Origin of the sequence: Photobacterium swingsii, from assembly GCF_024346715.1 — a bacterium.
GTDB classification, from domain to species: domain Bacteria; phylum Pseudomonadota; class Gammaproteobacteria; order Enterobacterales; family Vibrionaceae; genus Photobacterium; species Photobacterium swingsii.
Map to the genome: position 1 here is coordinate 3,162,722 of NZ_AP024852.1, position 17,928 is coordinate 3,180,649.

General features: G+C 43.5%; 16 protein-coding genes. 7 read left to right on the plus strand and 9 right to left on the minus strand.

Annotation, left to right across the window (positions count from 1 at the left end):
* Positions 1-175: 175 nt before the first annotated feature.
* Positions 176-1,030 (minus strand): site-specific tyrosine recombinase XerD, encoded by an 855-nt coding sequence (gene xerD, locus OCU77_RS14325; protein ID WP_239685906.1) that lies wholly within the window; start codon positions 1,028-1,030, stop codon positions 176-178.
* Positions 1,031-1,311: 281 nt separating this feature from the next.
* Here xerD and fldB point away from each other — a divergent pair, with 281 nt between their 5' ends.
* Positions 1,312-1,830 carry a flavodoxin FldB gene (gene fldB / locus OCU77_RS14330; protein ID WP_107302801.1) on the plus strand — a complete coding sequence of 173 codons (519 nt, stop codon included), beginning with the start codon at positions 1,312-1,314 and terminating at the stop codon, positions 1,828-1,830.
* Between the two features lie 86 nt (positions 1,831-1,916).
* On the opposite strand, the gene brnQ is transcribed toward fldB, so the two are convergent.
* Entirely contained in the window at positions 1,917-3,224 is a 1,308-nt protein-coding gene (gene brnQ / locus OCU77_RS14335; RefSeq protein ID WP_048897980.1) for a branched-chain amino acid transport system II carrier protein, read from the minus strand.
* A gap of 348 nt (positions 3,225-3,572) precedes the next feature.
* Here brnQ and OCU77_RS14340 point away from each other — a divergent pair, with 348 nt between their 5' ends.
* Together OCU77_RS14340 and srmB are read left to right on the plus strand one after the other, a co-directional pair.
* Entirely contained in the window at positions 3,573-4,289 is a 717-nt protein-coding gene (locus OCU77_RS14340; protein ID WP_048897979.1) for a tRNA1(Val) (adenine(37)-N6)-methyltransferase, read from the plus strand.
* A gap of 152 nt (positions 4,290-4,441) precedes the next feature.
* Positions 4,442-5,701 carry an ATP-dependent RNA helicase SrmB gene (srmB, locus tag OCU77_RS14345; RefSeq protein ID WP_048897978.1) on the plus strand — a complete coding sequence of 420 codons (1,260 nt, stop codon included), beginning with the start codon at positions 4,442-4,444 and terminating at the stop codon, positions 5,699-5,701.
* Positions 5,702-5,806: 105 nt separating this feature from the next.
* Here the strand turns inward: srmB and OCU77_RS14350 are convergent.
* Positions 5,807-7,047, minus strand: a protein-coding gene (locus OCU77_RS14350) for an IS3 family transposase (RefSeq protein ID WP_390624771.1) whose coding sequence is annotated in 2 segments (ribosomal slippage) — positions 5,807-6,675 and positions 6,675-7,047 — 1,242 coding nt in all. Because the reading frame shifts where the segments join, the coding sequence is not laid out codon by codon here.
* 112 nt (positions 7,048-7,159) lie between these two features.
* Positions 7,160-7,939, minus strand: a complete 780-nt coding sequence (yaaA, locus tag OCU77_RS14355; protein ID WP_107303135.1) for a peroxide stress protein YaaA — start codon at positions 7,937-7,939, stop codon at positions 7,160-7,162.
* 260 nt (positions 7,940-8,199) lie between these two features.
* On the opposite strand from yaaA, the gene OCU77_RS14360 reads away from it, so the two are divergent.
* The gene (locus tag OCU77_RS14360) at positions 8,200-8,928 is read left to right on the plus strand and encodes a hypothetical protein (protein ID WP_048900341.1); all 729 of its coding nucleotides are present in this window, start codon (positions 8,200-8,202) and stop codon (positions 8,926-8,928) included.
* Positions 8,929-9,019: 91 nt separating this feature from the next.
* Here OCU77_RS14360 and OCU77_RS14365 read toward each other — a convergent pair whose 3' ends face one another.
* The gene (locus OCU77_RS14365; protein WP_048900340.1) at positions 9,020-10,447 is read right to left on the minus strand and encodes an alanine/glycine:cation symporter family protein; all 1,428 of its coding nucleotides are present in this window, start codon (positions 10,445-10,447) and stop codon (positions 9,020-9,022) included.
* Positions 10,448-11,182: 735 nt separating this feature from the next.
* On the opposite strand from OCU77_RS14365, the gene OCU77_RS14370 reads away from it, so the two are divergent.
* Positions 11,183-11,365, plus strand: coding sequence for a DUF3545 family protein (locus OCU77_RS14370; RefSeq protein WP_048900339.1), 183 nt, complete (start codon positions 11,183-11,185; stop codon positions 11,363-11,365).
* 90 nt (positions 11,366-11,455) lie between these two features.
* Here OCU77_RS14370 and OCU77_RS14375 read toward each other — a convergent pair whose 3' ends face one another.
* The 3 genes from OCU77_RS14375 to nfo all read right to left on the minus strand — a co-directional run bounded on the left by OCU77_RS14375 (position 11,456) and on the right by nfo (position 14,249).
* Entirely contained in the window at positions 11,456-11,995 is a 540-nt protein-coding gene (locus OCU77_RS14375) for a hemerythrin domain-containing protein (protein WP_048900338.1), read from the minus strand.
* A gap of 190 nt (positions 11,996-12,185) precedes the next feature.
* Positions 12,186-12,866: a uracil-DNA glycosylase gene (ung, locus tag OCU77_RS14380; protein WP_048900337.1), complete on the minus strand. Its 681-nt coding sequence runs from the start codon at positions 12,864-12,866 to the stop codon at positions 12,186-12,188.
* Between the two features lie 531 nt (positions 12,867-13,397).
* Complete coding sequence (gene nfo / locus OCU77_RS14385) at positions 13,398-14,249, minus strand: deoxyribonuclease IV (protein ID WP_048900336.1); 852 nt, start codon at positions 14,247-14,249, stop codon at positions 13,398-13,400.
* Between the two features lie 409 nt (positions 14,250-14,658).
* Between nfo and grcA the strand changes: the two genes are divergently transcribed.
* Both grcA and OCU77_RS14395 read left to right on the plus strand, forming a co-directional pair.
* Positions 14,659-15,036 (plus strand): autonomous glycyl radical cofactor GrcA, encoded by a 378-nt coding sequence (grcA, locus tag OCU77_RS14390; RefSeq protein WP_048900335.1) that lies wholly within the window; start codon positions 14,659-14,661, stop codon positions 15,034-15,036.
* Positions 15,037-15,334: 298 nt separating this feature from the next.
* Positions 15,335-16,513, plus strand: a complete 1,179-nt coding sequence (locus OCU77_RS14395; protein ID WP_107303136.1) for a dicarboxylate/amino acid:cation symporter — start codon at positions 15,335-15,337, stop codon at positions 16,511-16,513.
* Between the two features lie 126 nt (positions 16,514-16,639).
* On the opposite strand, the gene thrC is transcribed toward OCU77_RS14395, so the two are convergent.
* Positions 16,640-17,926: a threonine synthase gene (thrC, locus tag OCU77_RS14400; protein WP_048900334.1), complete on the minus strand. Its 1,287-nt coding sequence runs from the start codon at positions 17,924-17,926 to the stop codon at positions 16,640-16,642.
* Positions 17,927-17,928 lie beyond the last annotated feature (2 nt).

Consider the following 17,928-nt stretch of genomic DNA (forward strand, 5'->3'; position numbering starts at 1 on the left):
CCTGTATGAGTACAAAAAACTTTCAAAGTTCCTTTCTTACAGGCTTGTTCTATTCTTATCGCTAAAACTCAAAGCAATAAAGCGTAGTGCGTTTATTTATTCGATGGGCAGCATAAAGCAACCGCACTAATACGCAACAGATCATACTTCCAGTTTGCGAACATATCCGCAATGTTTACGCTCGTGGGTGATGCGTTTGATGAAGTTGCTTCAAGCGCTCTGTTGCAACATGAGTATAGATCTGTGTGGTCGAGAGATCACTATGACCCAATAGCATTTGTACTACACGTAAATCGGCCCCGTAGTTCAATAGATGTGTGGCAAAGGCGTGACGCATCACGTGCGGTGATAATTTTTCCGTATCAATTCCCGCCAATACCGCATAGTGCTTAATGCGGTGCCAAAATGTTTGGCGTGTCATCTGCTTGGCTCGGCGGCTGGGGAATACCACATCCGAGCTTTTTTCACCTAAAAGCTGCGGCCGTCCTGTTTCGATAAACTGCTCAATCCAATCGATGGCATTTTCTCCCATCGGTACTAACCGTTCTTTCTCACCTTTACCGATAACGCGTACTACACCTTGGCGCAAGCTGACGTTTTCCATGGTCAAGCTCACCAGTTCGGTTACACGCAGGCCAGTCGCATACAAGAGCTCCAACATGGCTTTATCACGCAGTTCGAGCGGATCATTGGGATCTGGGGCATCCAATAACGCATCCACTTCCGCTTCGCTGATATCTTTCGGTAAACGTTTCGGTAACCGAGGACTTGCAAGCATCGCACTGGGATCATCAGGACGCATTTTTTCTCGGTTCAAATATTGGAACAAACGACGAATTGCAGAAGCCATTCTTGCACGAGAAGTTTGCTTATAATCGGCATCAAATAACCACTGCTGGTATTGGTGTAAATCATCTTCTGATACTGTCAGAACCGTTAATCCGTTATCGGCCAGCCAGTGCTGTAATTTCAATAAGTCATTGCGGTATGACATTAGGGTATTTTCCGATAGCCCTCTTTCCATCCACATTGCATCGAGAAAGCGCTCGATACTGATTTCATCGTTTTCCACTACAACCTCGGACCTTTAATTAATAGGTATCAGCCCTAGACATAAGTCCTAGGTATAAACTCAACGCTCACCTACTGGGTATAAATACAGTAGTTTTAGCTATAGTAGTCTATTTATCGCAAAAAAGTCACCTTTGTATTGCGCTCAATACCAGCAAACCATAGAGGATTAATTACAACACAGGTACACTCTCGCTATTCCATACCGATAGGTACGCCCTCAACCGACGAGAAGCCCTCATGAACATAGGCCTATTCTACGGCTCGACCACCTGTTATACCGAAATGGCAGCCGAAAAAATTCGAGACTGTATCGGACCTGAGCTAGTCACACTGCATAACATCAAAGAAACCGACGTCAGCGAAATGAATCAATATGACATGCTGATTTTAGGGATTTCCACTTGGGACTTTGGCGAATTACAAGAAGACTGGGAAGCGGTTTGGGAACAACTTGACGGCTTACAACTAGCAGGAAAAACCATCGCCCTCTTTGGCCTAGGTGATCAAGAAGGCTATACCGAGTGGTTCCTGGATGCGATGGGCATGCTGCATGAAAAACTGCTACCAACAGGTGCAAACTTTGTCGGTTACTGGGAAAACAAAGGCTACGAGTTTGAAGCCTCTAAAGCCCTCACCGAAGATGAGCAGTTCTTCGTTGGTTTAGCGCTCGATGAAGACAGCCAGTTTGAGCAAAGCGATATGCGAATCACTACTTGGTGTGAACAAATCATGACGGAATACGCTGAAACCTTATAGCACAGCGCTTCCTAGCAAGACTTAACAACAAAAAAGGGATGCCGAGGCATCCCTTTTCCTTACAAAGTAAGGTTAACGCAACAAACTTACGCTGCTTGTGCTTCTTGTTGTGCTGGCGCACCAATAAAGCGTGTAACCACTAACGCGACAACTGTTGGAATAACCCATGCCATGCCGTAATCAAACAGTGGCAAGATATTTAGCGCAGAAACATCGATACCCATAAATTTAGCAGCATCAATGAAACTAAACAGTAGTGATACCAATAACACTACACGGTATGCAACACGCGGGTTAGGTAACCAACCACGTACAAATGTCAGCGCGACCAAAGCAACCGCAACTGGGTACAGAGCAAACAGTACAGGAATAGACAATGAAATCAGCTGACTAAGACCAACGTTTGCCACAACACCACATACTACCGCTAAGATAACCGCCCACTTTTCGTAAGATAGCTTAGTCAATGAGCTGAAGTAATCAGAACATGCACTGATAAGGCCAATCGCCGTAGTTAAACATGCCAGTAACACGATAGCTGAAAGAATCACCTGACCCGTACCACCAAATAGTGCTTGAACGTAGATGCTTAAGATTGCACCACCATTTTCAGCACCAGGCGCAATGCCCGCACTGGTTGCGCCAAGGTAGAATAGAGAAATATAAACAAAAGCCAGACCCGCAGCAGCAATCACGCCGGCATACACTAAGTAAGTACAAGTCGCTTTTTCATCTGTTACACCCTTTTTACGGATAACATCAACAATCAGCATACCGAACATCAGTGCTGCGAAGGTATCCATGGTGTTGTAGCCTTCCAAGAAGCCCGTTGTGAACGCTTGCGCTACGTAATCACCTTGTGCAGGAAGAATATCACCCTGAGGGTTCACAAACACCGCAATGGCTAATACTGCTAATACCGCAAACAGAGCTGGTGTTAAAAACTTACCTATCATGTCGATCAGCTTGCCGCGCGACCATGCGAAGAACAAAGCAATCGCAAAGAAAACCACAGAGAACACAGTCAAGCTCATTTGACCTGCATCTGCAATAAAGGGTTTAACCGCCATTTCGTAAGCAACTAGCCCTGTACGTGGTGCTGCAAAAGCTGGACCAATAATGATAAAAATCAGCACTGCCATCAGGGTTGCTACAGAAGGTGGAAGATCACGGGTTAAGCCTTTCCAACCACCACCAGCAACTGCAACTGCAATGATAGCGATCAGTGGAAGACCCACTGCGGTAGAAAGAAAACCAAACATAGCAGGGAATAAATTATCACCTGCAAGTTGACCTGCCTGTGGCGGAAATATGATGTTTCCCGCCCCCAAGAAAAACGCAAAGGTCATAAAACCCAATGCTAGGATGTCTGTTACTTTGAGTGTATTTTTCAAACTGCACCTTCACTCGTTGTCTATTTCATGATTTATGTCTGCATATTGTTATTATTTTGTTACTAGATACTAATAGTAAGTTGTAACAAATATGTCAGCATAATGAAGAAAAATTGCGCAATAAGCAACCTCATAGGGTAAAACACCACTATCCAGCACATACAACCGCAAAAAGCAGATTATAACTCCAAATTAAGAGTTACAACCAAAACTAAAGACCAATAACGAACACTTATATAACAGATCCCAAACAGATGAATATTCTATCCAGTGACCGACATGCCAAAAATTATTCCCTAATCAAGTAACAAAAACACCGATATAATAAAGGACGAAACAGGAGGAAACATGGCAAACGGCTTTACTTTCAAACAATTTCACGTTGATGACTTAGGCTGTGGCATGCCTGTAAGCACTGATGGCGTCTTATTAGGCGCTTGGGCATCGCTAAAAATGAGCGGTACCATTCTTGATATAGGCACGGGAAGTGGACTCTTAGCACTAATGAGCGCTCAACGTAGTATTGAGACACAAAACAGTATCATCGCGCTAGAGATCGATCCCTACGCAGCAAAAGCTGCTCGACATAACTTTCTGCAATCACCCTGGGGAAATCGCCTGACTGTCATTCACGACGATCTTCTCCATTGGCAAACTCATCAAACACCACACTCTATCGATACCATAGTGTGCAACCCACCTTATTTTAACTTTGGTCAACAGGCTGATTGCGATAAGCGTGCCACTGCCCGTCACACTGATACGTTAAGCCACCATGCGTTACTCGATAGTGTGAAAAATTTACTCACTCCAGCAGGGGTGGCGAACTTCATTCTGCCTGAATATGAAGGACGACGCTTCATTCAAGCAGCCCAACAACGCGGGCTATACTGCCAACGCCTGTGCGAAATCCGTACCACGGAGCGAAAACCGATCAACCGATTGCTGTTTTCATTAACCTTGGCAGAATGCATAGCGGAACAGCAGCAACTGAATATCCATCAGCAGGGCCAGTATTCAGAAGAATTCATCAAATTAACGCAAAACTTCTACTTAAAAATGTAATAAATGCCGTGATATAAACGCAAGCACAGGGAACCTCGCATCTTGCCTTCATTTGGGTATATAATGCCGCCCCTTATATTTATGCCTCTTGCCATTACCTCGTACATTTTGTAATGGCTGGCGTTGGTCTTATTCCCGAGGAGAGATGACTGGTGAGAGACTTTTCCGAATTAGAGTTAGATAGCGAACTATTACAAGCAATTGCAGAAATAGGTTATTCACGCCCGACAGATATTCAGGCGCAGGCTATCCCTCATGCCTTGGACGGCCGCGATGTGTTGGCTTCTGCTCCTACGGGTACCGGAAAAACCGCCGCGTTTCTTCTTCCTATGATCCAACACCTGTTGGACTTCCCACGTAAGAAGCCAGGGCCTGCACGTGTATTGATCCTCACACCAACTCGTGAGCTTGCTATTCAAGTTGCTGAAGAAGCACGTAATCTAGCTAAACATACAGCACTCAATATCTTCACCATCACAGGTGGTATTTCTTACGACGACCATGCAGACCTGCTAGGCAAGACGCAAGATCTTGTTGTTGCAACACCGGGGCGTCTTATGGAATACATTGAAGCTGAGCGTTTTGATTGCCGTGCTATCGAATGTTTGATCCTTGATGAAGCCGACCGCATGCTCGATATGGGCTTCGCTAAAGTCGTTGATCGCCTTCACAAAGAATGTCGCTGGCGCAACCAAAGTATGCTGTTCTCAGCAACGCTTGAAGGCAAAGGTGTTCGTGAGTTTTCTGAAACGATTCTAAACGAACCTGTTGAAGTGGATGCTGAGCCTTCACGTCGTGAACGTAAGAAAATCCATCAGCTATACCTACGCTGTGATGATATGCCGCATAAGCTGGCTATCCTTGAAGAGCTATTAAAGAACCAAACCGAGCGTAGTATCGTGTTCATCAAAACGCGTGAGCGCCTTGGTGAGCTTCGTGACCAATTAGCCTCAATGGATATCAAATGTAGCTGGATCCAAGGTGAAATGGCACAAGTGTCTCGCATTAACGCCATTGAACGTTTCCGTAGTGGTGAAGTCTCTGTGCTACTTGCAACCGATGTTGCAGCGCGTGGTATCGATTTACCTGACGTTAGCCATGTTATTAACTACGACTTGCCACGTACCGCAGATGTTTACTTGCACCGTATTGGCCGTACTGCACGTGCCGGTAAAAAAGGAACCGCGATTTCTCTGGTAGAAGCGCATGACCAAGGCATGATGGAACGTATCGGTCGTTACATGAAAGAAGAAGTGCCAGAGCGCTTCCTTGAAGGCCTACGCCCAAGAACGAAAAAAGCGAAAACGATCAAGAAGAAAAAAGTCAAAGTTGATAAAAAGCTAAAAGCAGCGAAGCAAAAGAAAGCGCTGAAAAAGCAAAAGAAAAAAACAGCGACAAAAGACGCGAAGTAATGCGGTAAGGTAACTAGCTCAATGCCAGTTACCATCATGTTGCTTATCAATTGGGTACACAGTATAAATTAGTACCCTGTCTCGTCCTAAAATACGTTGACGATTTTAGTAAGCCAGTAACGCAAGTTGCTGGCTTTTTTCATGCATTTTATTTGGCGTATCCATGCCAAGGCTAAGATGCGGCCTCATTTCGTTATACGTATATATAGACTCTTCAACAAGCGTTTTTAACTCGTTAAGACCTTTGCACTGAGTAAGCAAGAACTCTTGCTTGAGGATACCATTGACCCGCTCAGCTAACGCGTTTTGGTAACAGTCATATCCATCCGTCATTGATGGTATTATGCCATGCTTTTTAAGCTTCTCTTGATAAAGGCTAGAGCAATACTGAAGTCCTCTATCTGAATGATGGATTGTCGCATGACGATAACATCGAGTCTTTAGCGTCATATCTAAAGCCTTCACAACATCACTCGCTTTCATTTCATTACTGACTTCATACCCCATAATTTTACGACTGAAGGCATCGGTAACTAATGATAAGTAGTGAACGCCCTCGCTCGACTGAACATAAGTGATGTCGCTCACCAGAACCTCTTCTGGTTTTGACGGAACGACTTCTTTTAGCAAGTTCGGATGTTTTTTCATCCAGTGCCTGCTGTTCGTTGTTTTGGTGTAACTCCGTTTCGGCTTAACGAGTAAGCGTTCTTCTCTGAGGTAATTAAACAAAGCATCACGACCAAGTTTTATTCCCTTGGCTATCAGCTTAGGTTTCAGTAAGAAATAGAGCTTACGAGTTCCTAGTCGAGGCATGAAGCGTCTTAGTTCCAGTACCATTCCTCTCACAGGAGCAAGCTCAGCCTGACGAGTTGCCTCACGCTTTTCTCTCTGATAGACACATTGACGAGATATATCGAGCAATGAGCAAGCTTTACTTAAGCTTACTTTCCTCTCTTTTTGAAGGCTTCTTGCTCCTTCGCTATATACTTTTTTCTTAGCGACATCCCATGCTCAGCGTCAAGAATATCGACAACTCTGTTGAGAAGAAGACATCTAAGGCGTTCATCTTCGAGCTCTTGTTCAAGTCGTTTTATTTTCTGGGCCGGCGTTTCATTCGCTCTTGGTGACTTTGGCATCGTGTTCTTCCTTGGACAGGTAGTCCAATCCAATTTTCCATGCTTTCTTAACCAAGTAAGAACGGTCGAACGACCTTGTATGCCGTAAATTGATTGGGCTTGTTTATAGGTCATGTCGCCTTTTTCGATGGCGTCTACAACCTGTAATTTAAAGCCTAGTGTGTAATCACGCTGAGTGCGCTTAACGTAGTGTTTATTTGGAATGGTCATCATTAGTCCTCAATGTGTAAACACATTTCAGGACGGGACACCCAATATACAAAAGGCAGTGTCAATGACACTGCCTTTTTTAATACCTAAGTATGACCGTTAAGTTAAGCGCTTATTTAGCCTGTTCTTCACGCTTAAACACAAGCTCTGTCGCTGTGGATTCTGCTTCGACGAAGTAGTAACCCGCAGTATCAAACGCTTTAAGTGCTTCAATTGAATCCACACGATTATCAATAATGTAGCGTGCCATCATGCCGCGCGCTTTTTTGGCATAAAAGCTGATCACTTTATAAGTGCCATTCTTACAATCTTTAAAAACAGGCGTGATCACTTTGGCTTTCAATGCTTTTGGCTTAACCGCTTTAAAGTATTCATTCGAAGCTAAATTAATCAGCGTCTCGTCACCTTGATCAGCCAGTGCCGTATTTAGGCTGTCCGTGATGATGTTGCCCCAGAATTGGTACAAGTTAGTACCACGATCATTGGCTAACTTAGTCCCCATTTCTAGACGATAAGGCTGCATTAAATCAAGTGGACGCAGTAAGCCATAAAGCCCAGATAGCATACGCAGGTGATTTTGTGCCCACGCAAAATCACCTTCAGTCATGGTCTCGACCTCAAGGCCGGTATAAACATCACCTTTAAACGCCAGAATCGCTTGGCGGCTATTTAGTGTCGTAAATTCAGGCTGCCACTCTGTAAAGCGGGCCACATTCAAGCCTGCAATTTTGTCGCTCACTTTCATGAGTGTCGATATATCAGCAGGTGTCAGCTCACGGCACACCTTTATCAGTTCTGCAGAGTGATCGGTCAGAGTTGGCTGGGTATAAGTTTGAGTAGCTAATGGCGATTCATAGTCGAGCGTTTTTGCAGGAGAAACCACAATCAACATAAGATGTTTTTCCTTGGTCAGCTGAAGTTTTAATTATGCTCAAAAGAGTATCATGCGCTTTTAAAAGAACAAACACTCCCCCTACCAATATCGATGACAAGTGCAACAAGCATTGCATTAACAAGCAGAATATTGCCCCTTTCAAACATAGCTGACAAGTACCGATAAACACGGAATTATTACACTCAACCCACTGGTTCAATAACAAATCAATTCGTAAAATTAGCGTGCAAGTTCTAACCTTTGATTGGAAAATAAAAATGAAAAAATTAATTTTGTCAGCGCTAATTGCAACAACACTTGTTGGCTGTGGCGGCTCTAAGAAAAATGATAATGTCGATCCTGAACCAGCCCTTCAGAATCACCAAGGTGTATTCCTTGATAGCAACTTTAACGTTGCAGATCAAAAGGCTCCTGAGTTTGTTAAACTGAGCGTTAAAGATTATAAAGTTGGGTTTACAGACTTAAATGACACACCAGCCATGTCAACACAGATTGCATTAACAGGCGCGCCAGAAGCCAGCGCCAAACAATATACATTTAACGACGATGGCTCACTAAAAAGTGAAACGACGTATAAAGTGAAAGCAAACATCGAAAAGGATATTCTAACACTCTCAAATCCTGATGATAAAAATGAATTCGTTACAGCAAAACGTATCGAAAACCATTGGAAAAATAAGGGTGACTTCCTTGTTGAAAATGTAGATATCAAGATCGAAGAGATTGGCGATGAACCATCGGTTCTAATTGCAAACAACCGATACAATCTAGAAAAGCTTTCAACAAACGTATATGAACGTTTTGTATCTGCATCTGATGTTCGATCTCTTCTCAAAGACGATAGCATTCCAGATTCAGCTCAATTAAGTATCGTCTTCACTATGTTTAAACTTGATACAACAGATCAGCTATTGGTAAGCATTCATGCACTTGAAAGTAATGAAAACCTAGTAACACTTTACGGTCCTGAAAAAACAACGCCTTAAATTGTATCTACCCTAAGTTATAAATAACAAAAAGCCCCGCCTTGATGTTTCAAAGTGCGGGGCTTTTTAATTGCCAATAAAAGTTCAGGTATTACTTCTTATCCTGATCCCAAATGCCCTCTTCAAGCTGGGCATGCAGTTCTGGGTAATCTTTACTATCGAATGTTGGCACTTTACCTTGCGAGAGCTGCTTATTGTAATCTGCCGCCAGCTTCACCACAGTGCCGGATAAGAGCACTATTGCCACCAGGTTGATAATCGCCATCATTCCCATCGAGACATCGGCCATCGCCCATACCGTAGGTAAATCAGCAACCGCACCAAACATCACCATGCCCAGTACAACCACACGGAATACATTTAAGCCCGCTTTATGGTTATGTTCTAAAAAGATCAGGTTAGTTTCGGCATACGAATAGTTCGCCACGAGCGAGGTAAACGCAAAGAAGAAGATCGCTACAGCAATGAAGATTGCACCCCAGCCACCCACTTGCGAGCTTAGCGCGCGCTGCGTCAATTCAATGCCAGTGATCTCACCATGCGGTACATATTCACCCGACATTAAAATGATCGCCACCGTCGCTGAACAAATCACTATGGTGTCCATGAATACACCTAGCATTTGAACGTAACCTTGTGAAGCTGGGTGTGGTGGATACGGCGTTGCAGAAGCAGCAGCATTCGGCGCAGAACCCATACCCGCTTCATTCGAGAACAAACCACGCTTCAAGCCATTAATCATGCCCTGCGCTATGGTGTAGCCCAATGCGCCCGATGCGGCCTCTTCTAGACCAAACGCACTGCGGAAAATCAGCATTAATACATCAGGCAGCTTTTCGATATTCACAGCCATGATGTACATCGCAATCAATAAGTAAAACAGCGCCATTGTCGGAACCAGTAACTCTGCAGTACGCGCAATGGTGCGCATGCCACCAAAGATAATGAAACCCGCCATGATCACCAAGGCTACACCGACGTACATCGGATTCCAGCCAAAAGCGACATTCATTGCTTGCGTAATAGAGTTGGCTTGCACCGAATTAAAAACGAGGCCGAAAGCAATGATCAAACAGATAGAAAAAACGACACCCATCCAGCGCATGCCCAAGCCTTTTTCCATGTAATAAGCTGGACCACCGCGGTAATTTCCTTCGTCATCTCGGGTTTTATATAGCTGTGCAAGTGCACTTTCAGCAAAGGCTGTTGCCATACCCAACATAGCGATCAGCCACATCCAAAAAATGGCACCTGGGCCACCCAATGTTAAAGCAACAGCAACCCCCGCCATGTTACCCGTACCAACACGTGCCGCTAAGCTTGTACATAGCGCTTGGAATGATGAAATACCTGACTTGTCGGACTTACGGCTATTTTTCATCACACTGAACATGTGGCCGAAGTGACGGAACTGAATAAACCCAAGACGGTAAGTAAAGTAGATACCTACCCCGATAAGGAGGTAAATAAGTACGGAACCCCATAACAGATCGTTTAAGAAGTTAATCTGACTTGTCACGTTTCCCCCTCTAAAATCATAAAATATAAAAACACTTCTGCGCCCAAACGCGAGCCAGAAGACGTAAAATCAAAATCGGTTGTTTATTATCAACCTTAGTTGTTGTTATGTGTTTGCGGTACAAAACCGTAGACAAATAAGCGTACTGTCAGCTATTCAGTAAGATTTGAAGAGCTGAAAATGATGCGTTGGTCATCGACCAAGCAACTGATGGCGGATGATCATGCCAAAGAAAAGGTCATTAACGCAATATGCATCACGATCAATAAAGCAGTAATATCCTGCCATTATGCTCACTTGAGAAAGGCTCGAACGACAAGTAATTGCAACATTTATTAAAACATTACGCAACACTCCATTAGTCTCTGATTTTCCGAATTAATCATCATTAATTGCGAAGAAGCCAACACAGTGAATAACCTAGCGGTGATTATGGGCTTGTAACACGTGTATTTCACAGTCCTTATCGACGAATAGATCAGTGCAAAAACAGAAAGTTTCAGGGTGTTTAACACACAGCGCAAACGTTTACCTTGTGTGTTTTTTAGTCACTAAAATTGTACTTGTGAAGTCATCCACATAAAAACTTCATATAACGATAACATTTGCGAAATACATCAATTTTATTTTATTTGTCAGTGTGCTATTTAACTAGAAGGCAATCTGGCTATTTCGTCAGCATTTTATATGCATCCGTCAGATTGCTTCATCCCTGTAAGGAAAGAGGTGCTAATTATGGATAACTATGCATTCGACGACATTCTTGCAATCGAACGTCCTGCTCGTGCTAGCCGCAGTAAGCCGGTTAAACGTAAATGGCGTGAAATTGAAGCCTTGAAAGATAGACAACGACTACAAAAGGAACTTGAAGGTATCGACATGCTGAGAGACTTCTCAGATGATCTTCATGACTACTGACTACTAACCGTACAAGCGCCAACCCTTGGCGCTTGCCTTCATAAATACATCAACTCACCAAAACCAACTCATTTGACTGCCTCTCTCCCATTACGCTGACTCAGCTAAGCGTGCGCGCAAACGTTGATAACGAGGTAATGCCTGTTCACCAAACAAGGGATCACATTCGCACTCTTGATATTGTTTTCCGACTTCAACCCAATCTTGGGTAGTGAAATGACGACGGATTAAAGGAAAGACATATTTTTCTTCAAACTCTAAATGCATGCGTTGGCGAGTGACGAACTGATTCAATTTATCAGCAAAAACATCAAGTGGGATCACCGCATCCATCAGGATCATATCAAGGGTATTGGCAAAGTCATCCGTTAATAAGGCCAATTCCTGATGCTCAATATCCAGCTCTTTCATCACCCCTTGATCGGCGTACTTTTGTTGATAATAGTGATAAATCACATCTTCTTTTGGATGGTGGCAGCATTCAGCATGTTTATGAAGATACTCAACAATATCCTTAATCAAACTGTAGTTTACAGGCTGTCCCTGCTGAATGGCATTGAGCTTCTGCTCCAAAATAATTAATAAGCGATTGATATACCCATGTTCAGCGTGAATTTTTTCTAACATCATACTAACCTCCCAGCTTATCTTCCTTGATAGCATCTGAGTATCATTACTCTCTGATCCTTTAAGCAGTGTTATCAAGCTAACGCTACATTTATCTCGATATATGTTAAGCGTATTAAAGGAAGGTAATTGATGGTTTGATCCTGATTATTTAATCGTCAATACGAATAAAACCACCAGTATTTAGGAAATTTTAAGCAATATCTTTTAGGTGCCAATCAATGGCTGACTTATTCATCTGCGATAACAGTGTATTTGTCTGGGAGAAATGCTGACAACCAAAAAAACCACGGTAGGCTGATAATGGTGATGGGTGCGCCGACGTCAGTACATGGTGGCGCTGGGTATCTATTTTCTTTCCTTTCTTCTGGGCATGTGCTCCCCACAATAAAAAGATAATGCCTTCCCCTTGTGCATTTAAAGTATCAATCACACTATCGGTAAAGGTCTCCCAACCGACTTTAGCATGCGAATGCGCTTTACCCTGCTCAACAGTCAGAACAGTATTTAGCAGTAATACCCCCTGCTCAGCCCAAGGTTGTAAGTAACCATGGTTTGGCACAGTGAAACCTTGAATGTCTGTTGCCAACTCTTTATACATATTGGCCAAAGACGGAGGCGTTTTTACCCCAGGTAGAACAGAAAAGCTCAAGCCATGCGCTTGATCGGGACCATGGTATGGGTCTTGCCCCAGAATAACGACCTTCACTTGCTCAAAAGGCGTGGCGTCAAAAGCATTAAATACATCAGATGCCGGCGGAAAAATTACTTTTCCTTGTGCACGCTCGTTATCGACATAGCTTTCGATGTATTGGAAGTATTCTTTCGCGGTTTCTTGAGCAAATAAGGTTTGCCAATTGAAAGTCTGGCTCATGGATATGTCCTATTACCAATGATAATGGCCCGTATTTTACCGAGCCATCCTAATAAGAACAGTAGCCCTGACATTTAAACTTGGCACTAGCACCATTCATTTATGCGGTACCACAGGTGTTCGCCAATGACCTCGCCCTTGAATAGGGCGGTATGCTTGAGGAAGTTGAGTGGTGTAGGCTAAAGTTAGTCTTTGTTCATTGATACTTTTCATGATCATTTCCTTCATCGCTTATCTGCTACCAGCCGCTTTTAATCAGCGGCTACCTTGGTTATCAAAACGAATGGAAGAAAAATGCCAACTTCGCAAAGCAACAAAAAACCATTTAAAAACAAGAACTAAACAATGTTGTCATTTGTTATTAGTATCGAGAAAAAGAAACCAAGCACTGAATGTGTTCAACCGTGAGCCATCATAGTGCATCGACAAGCAGCCGATGCACACTCTATGTATATCCAACCTCTCTTGGATAACGTCTTTATTCTTCTCTTTTTTATCGAACCCGTTATCGCATCAACGTAAACACCAACACTAGCTATTTGACGGAATAAAGCTTCGTAACGTCTCAATTTCCTGACGCCAAATGTCTGGGTTAATCGTTTCAAGCACCAACGGCATATTGTCAAAACGCGAATCTTGCATCAGAAAACGGAAACAATCCCATCCAATCTCGCCTTCACCTAAACTATGATGGCGATCGAGGTGGCTGCCCAATTTACCTTTAGAATCATTCAGGTGCATACCACGTAAATATTGCATGCCGACAACCTGATCAAACTCGGCAAATGTGGCTTCCGTGGCACTTTCACTACGTAAGTCATAACCTGCTGCAAATGTATGGCAAGTATCGATACACACACCAACACGCGACTTATCTTCTACTTGCTCAATAATCTCAGCGAGGTGCTCAAAACGCCAACCAAGGTTACTGCCCTGCCCCGCCGTATTTTCGATAACCGCAACCACTTCAGGTACTTCGGCGTGAGCTAAATTAATTGATTCCGCAATTAAGGCTAAACAATCACGTTCAGAAATCTTCTTAAGGTGGCTGCCAGGGTGAAAGTTCAGCAAGGTTAAACCAAGTTGCTGACAACGCTGCATCTCATCAATAAACGCGTTGCGCGACTTTTCTAACTTCTCCGCTTCAGGAGCCCCTAAATTAATCAGATATGAATCATGGGGTAAAATCGATTCTGGGCCGTAACCTAGTAACTGGCAGCATGCCTTAAATTTGTTGATCACATCTTGCTCTAGCGGCTTAGCTACCCATTGGCGTTGATTTTTAGTAAACAAGGCAAATGCATTCGCACCAAGGGCTGAGGCATTTTGCGGCGCATTTTGAACACCACCCGCAGCAGAAACATGTGCACCTATTAACTTCATTCTTGACCCTTTTTATTGATAATTTACTTTCTTGCGACGCATTTTAACGGAAGCGCAAAAGGCATTCTTGTCTTTTTGATTACTGTTATTTTTGCACGACAATTACAACAAAATGGGTAGATAGCGAACACGTTTTTCAAGGGATTGCGCCATAATTCACAGCTAAAAGTGTAGTAATAAAATTACAAATGAAAGTTTAAAAAATATTTTAAAATATAAAATAGCTGTAACTTATCAACAATAATGCAATTCTATTGATGTAGCTCAATAAAACAGCCCTAAACTTTTTAAGGTTTTTTGTTGTTATTTGATCTAAATCAATATCATTTTGTGTCGATCGACATATATAATACGCCCAGCTCGACATTAAAATCGAAAAAATTAACTACAATCCTTCAAGGAGTAAGTCATGATCACAGGTATTCAAATCACTAAAGCAGTAAACGACGATCTACTAAACTCTATCTGGCTACTAGATAGCGAAACTAACGAAGCGCGTTGTGTTGCTGCTTCTGCTGGTTTTGAAGCGGATCAAGTTATCCCTACTGCAGACCTAGGCGAATATGAAAGCCGTGAGATCGCTATCGAAGCACCAGCTAAAATCGAAGGCGGTCAGCACCTAAACGTAAACGTTCTTAAGCGTGAAACGCTAGAAGATGCAGCTAAGCACCCTGAAAAGTACCCACAGCTAACTATCCGTGTTTCTGGTTATGCTGTACGTTTCAACTCTCTAACTGTTGAACAGCAACGCGACGTTATCGCTCGTACTTTCACTAACAGCCTGTAATCACAGCCTGATAGCAAAAATTTATAAAAACGGCATCCTCTCGGATGCCGTTTTTTTTATGTCCTGAGAGAACCTCACACTTCTAGTGTCACCCTTACCACTTGTTACCTTTGTGTATAAAACGCTCATCACAAAATGCAATCAATTTAATATATATATCTCAATTCGAGACAGTCAATAGCGAATAAAACCAGAAAAAGAGTAGGTTATTGGCATTGTCTAATTAACAACCAGTTAGTTAGCCACACAATATATATTCTGCGATTTATCCACGGTATGCATCTCAGGAGTCAGCGTTATGAAGTTAATCCTTAAACTGATCACCGGTATTTTAGTCGGTATCTTACTCGGGTTTTACGCACCAGATGGCGTCATTCGTCTTCTACTCACCATCAAACAACTTGGAGGACAGTTAATCGGGTTTACTATCCCGTTAATCATTCTGTTTTATATCACTAGCGGTATTGCTAGCTTACCGAAAAACTCAGGCTCACTGCTCAGTAAAACAGTCGCCCTTTCCTACGGTTCTACCATCATTGCAGGTAGTCTTGCTTTTATCGTCGCCAGCATAGTTATTGCTGGACTACCAGAGCCAACCGCTGCAGCCGCCAATACGTCAGACTCCCTCACTAGCTTTATTACCATTGAGATCCCGCCTTTATTTGGGGTAATGACTGCACTTGCGACTGCTTTCCTATTCGGTATGGGTATTAGCATTACAAACAGCAATAGCTTACGTAAATTGGCAGATGAAGGCCGTGGCGTCATTGATTTGTTATTAGCGAAAGTGATAATTCCATTTCTACCCTTCTACATTGCCGGTGTTTTTGCCGAAATGTCCGCAGAAGGCACTGTATTTACAACCTTGAAAACCTTTGGGGTAGTGTTAGCGCTCGCCATTATGATGCACTGGGTCTGGATCACGATCCAATACACAGTCACAGGTCTGGCGTTAGGCAAGTCGCCATTTACTCTAATTAAAAACATGCTACCGGCTTACTTTACGGCAGTAGGGACTATGTCATCAGCGGCAACAATTCCTGTAACCTTACGTCAAACTAAAGTGAATGGTGTCGATGAATCAATCGCAAACTTTACTGTGCCGCTATGTGCCACCATCCATCTATCAGGCTCTACCATCACCTTAGTCACCTGTTCAACGGCAGTAATGGCCCTGAGTCAACACATTGCGATTCCTTCGCTATTGGAAATGCTACCTTTCATCATGATGTTAGGTATCACCATGATTGCAGCCCCTGGTGCACCAGGCGGTGCTGTGATGGCTGCGCTTGGTCTCATGTCGACCATGCTAGGATTTGGTGAAGCTGAACTCGCTCTCATGATTGCGCTCTACATGGCACAAGATAGCTTTGGTACTGCCTGTAATATCACTGGAGATGGCGCTATTTCACTCTGGGTAAACCGCTTTGCGAAACCCAACCAAGAAGAAGCTCCAGCAGTACAGGAAGAAGCCTAATAAACTTGATGCGGATTGAGTCCGTGAGCCAAGTTGATATAAGGTTATAAAAAACATCCCGTAGACAAAAAAACGGTAGTCATCGACTACCGTTTTCTTTGTTCCGCTCTTGGATTGCTATTCTATTTAGCGTTGGACGCTATACAGGACAGCTTTAAGCTGCTCAAAATCTTTATCACGCTCAAGTGACAGTAAGTCCATCGCACCATGTTTGGCTAAGGTCGCAGGCAAATCAATTTTTTGCTCCAAAATCTCTTCAACAACCTCAATAAACTTAGCTGGATGCGCTGTACATAAAAACAAGCCAGTTTCTCCATCGCGTAGCTGCTCGTTCAGCACTCGGTATGCAATCGCCCCATGAGGCTCACACAAGTAGCCCTCATTGTGCATGTCACGCAATGTTTCTGCGGCTTGCTGATCGGTCACAGAACCATAACCTAATTCGTTAAGTCCCCACCCTTTTAGTTGGCAGAGTTCTTCGATACGTGGCCAGTTATTGGGTTCACTCACATCCATCGCATTGGAAATAGTTGGGACAGTCGCATTCGGTGACCATTCACCCGTTTCAAGATAACGCGGTACGGTATCGTTAGCATTGGTGGCCACAATAAAGCGCTTCACTGGTAAACCTAATGATTTAGCGAGCAGACCCGCTGTTAAGTTACCAAAGTTACCACTTGGTACCGACACAACAAGCTCGCCACGTGCCGCTTTAGGCAGTTGTGCAACCGCTTCAAAGTAATAACAAATCTGCGCCATTAAGCGACTAATATTGATAGAGTTCGCAGAGTTTAACCCAACATCTTCACGCAGCTCTGCATCATCAAACGCTTGCTTAACCAAGGCTTGGCAATCGTCGAACGTTCCATTGACCGCCACTGTGGTGATGTTACCCCCTAAGGTGCAGAAAAGTTTTTCTTGCAGCGGGCTGATCTTACCTTTCGGGTAAAGGATCACGACTTTGATGTTATCCATGCCATAGAATGCATGGGCCACAGCAGCTCCCGTATCACCCGATGTCGCCGTTAAGATAGTAATCTGGCCATCGCTATCCGTCACTGCAGCTAAAGACTGCGCCATGAAGCGACCACCGAAGTCTTTAAACGCTAAAGTAGGACCGTGGAATAATTCAAGTGCGTAAACGCCCTCTTTGACTTGGGCGACTGGCGCTTCAAATTGAAACGCATTTTCAACCATTTGAGCTACTGTCTCGCTAGCAAGCTCTTCACCTATGAATGCCGATAGGATTTTGCTGCTGCGGCTGACAAAGTCGAGCTCGAGTAACGCGTCAATATCGCCAAGTTCAGGTAACTCAGACGGGAAAAATAAACCTTGGTTACGGCCAAGACCTTGACGTACCGCTTGAGAAAACGATACCTGTTGTTGATGTTCTTTTAAGTTATACAGCTTCATGG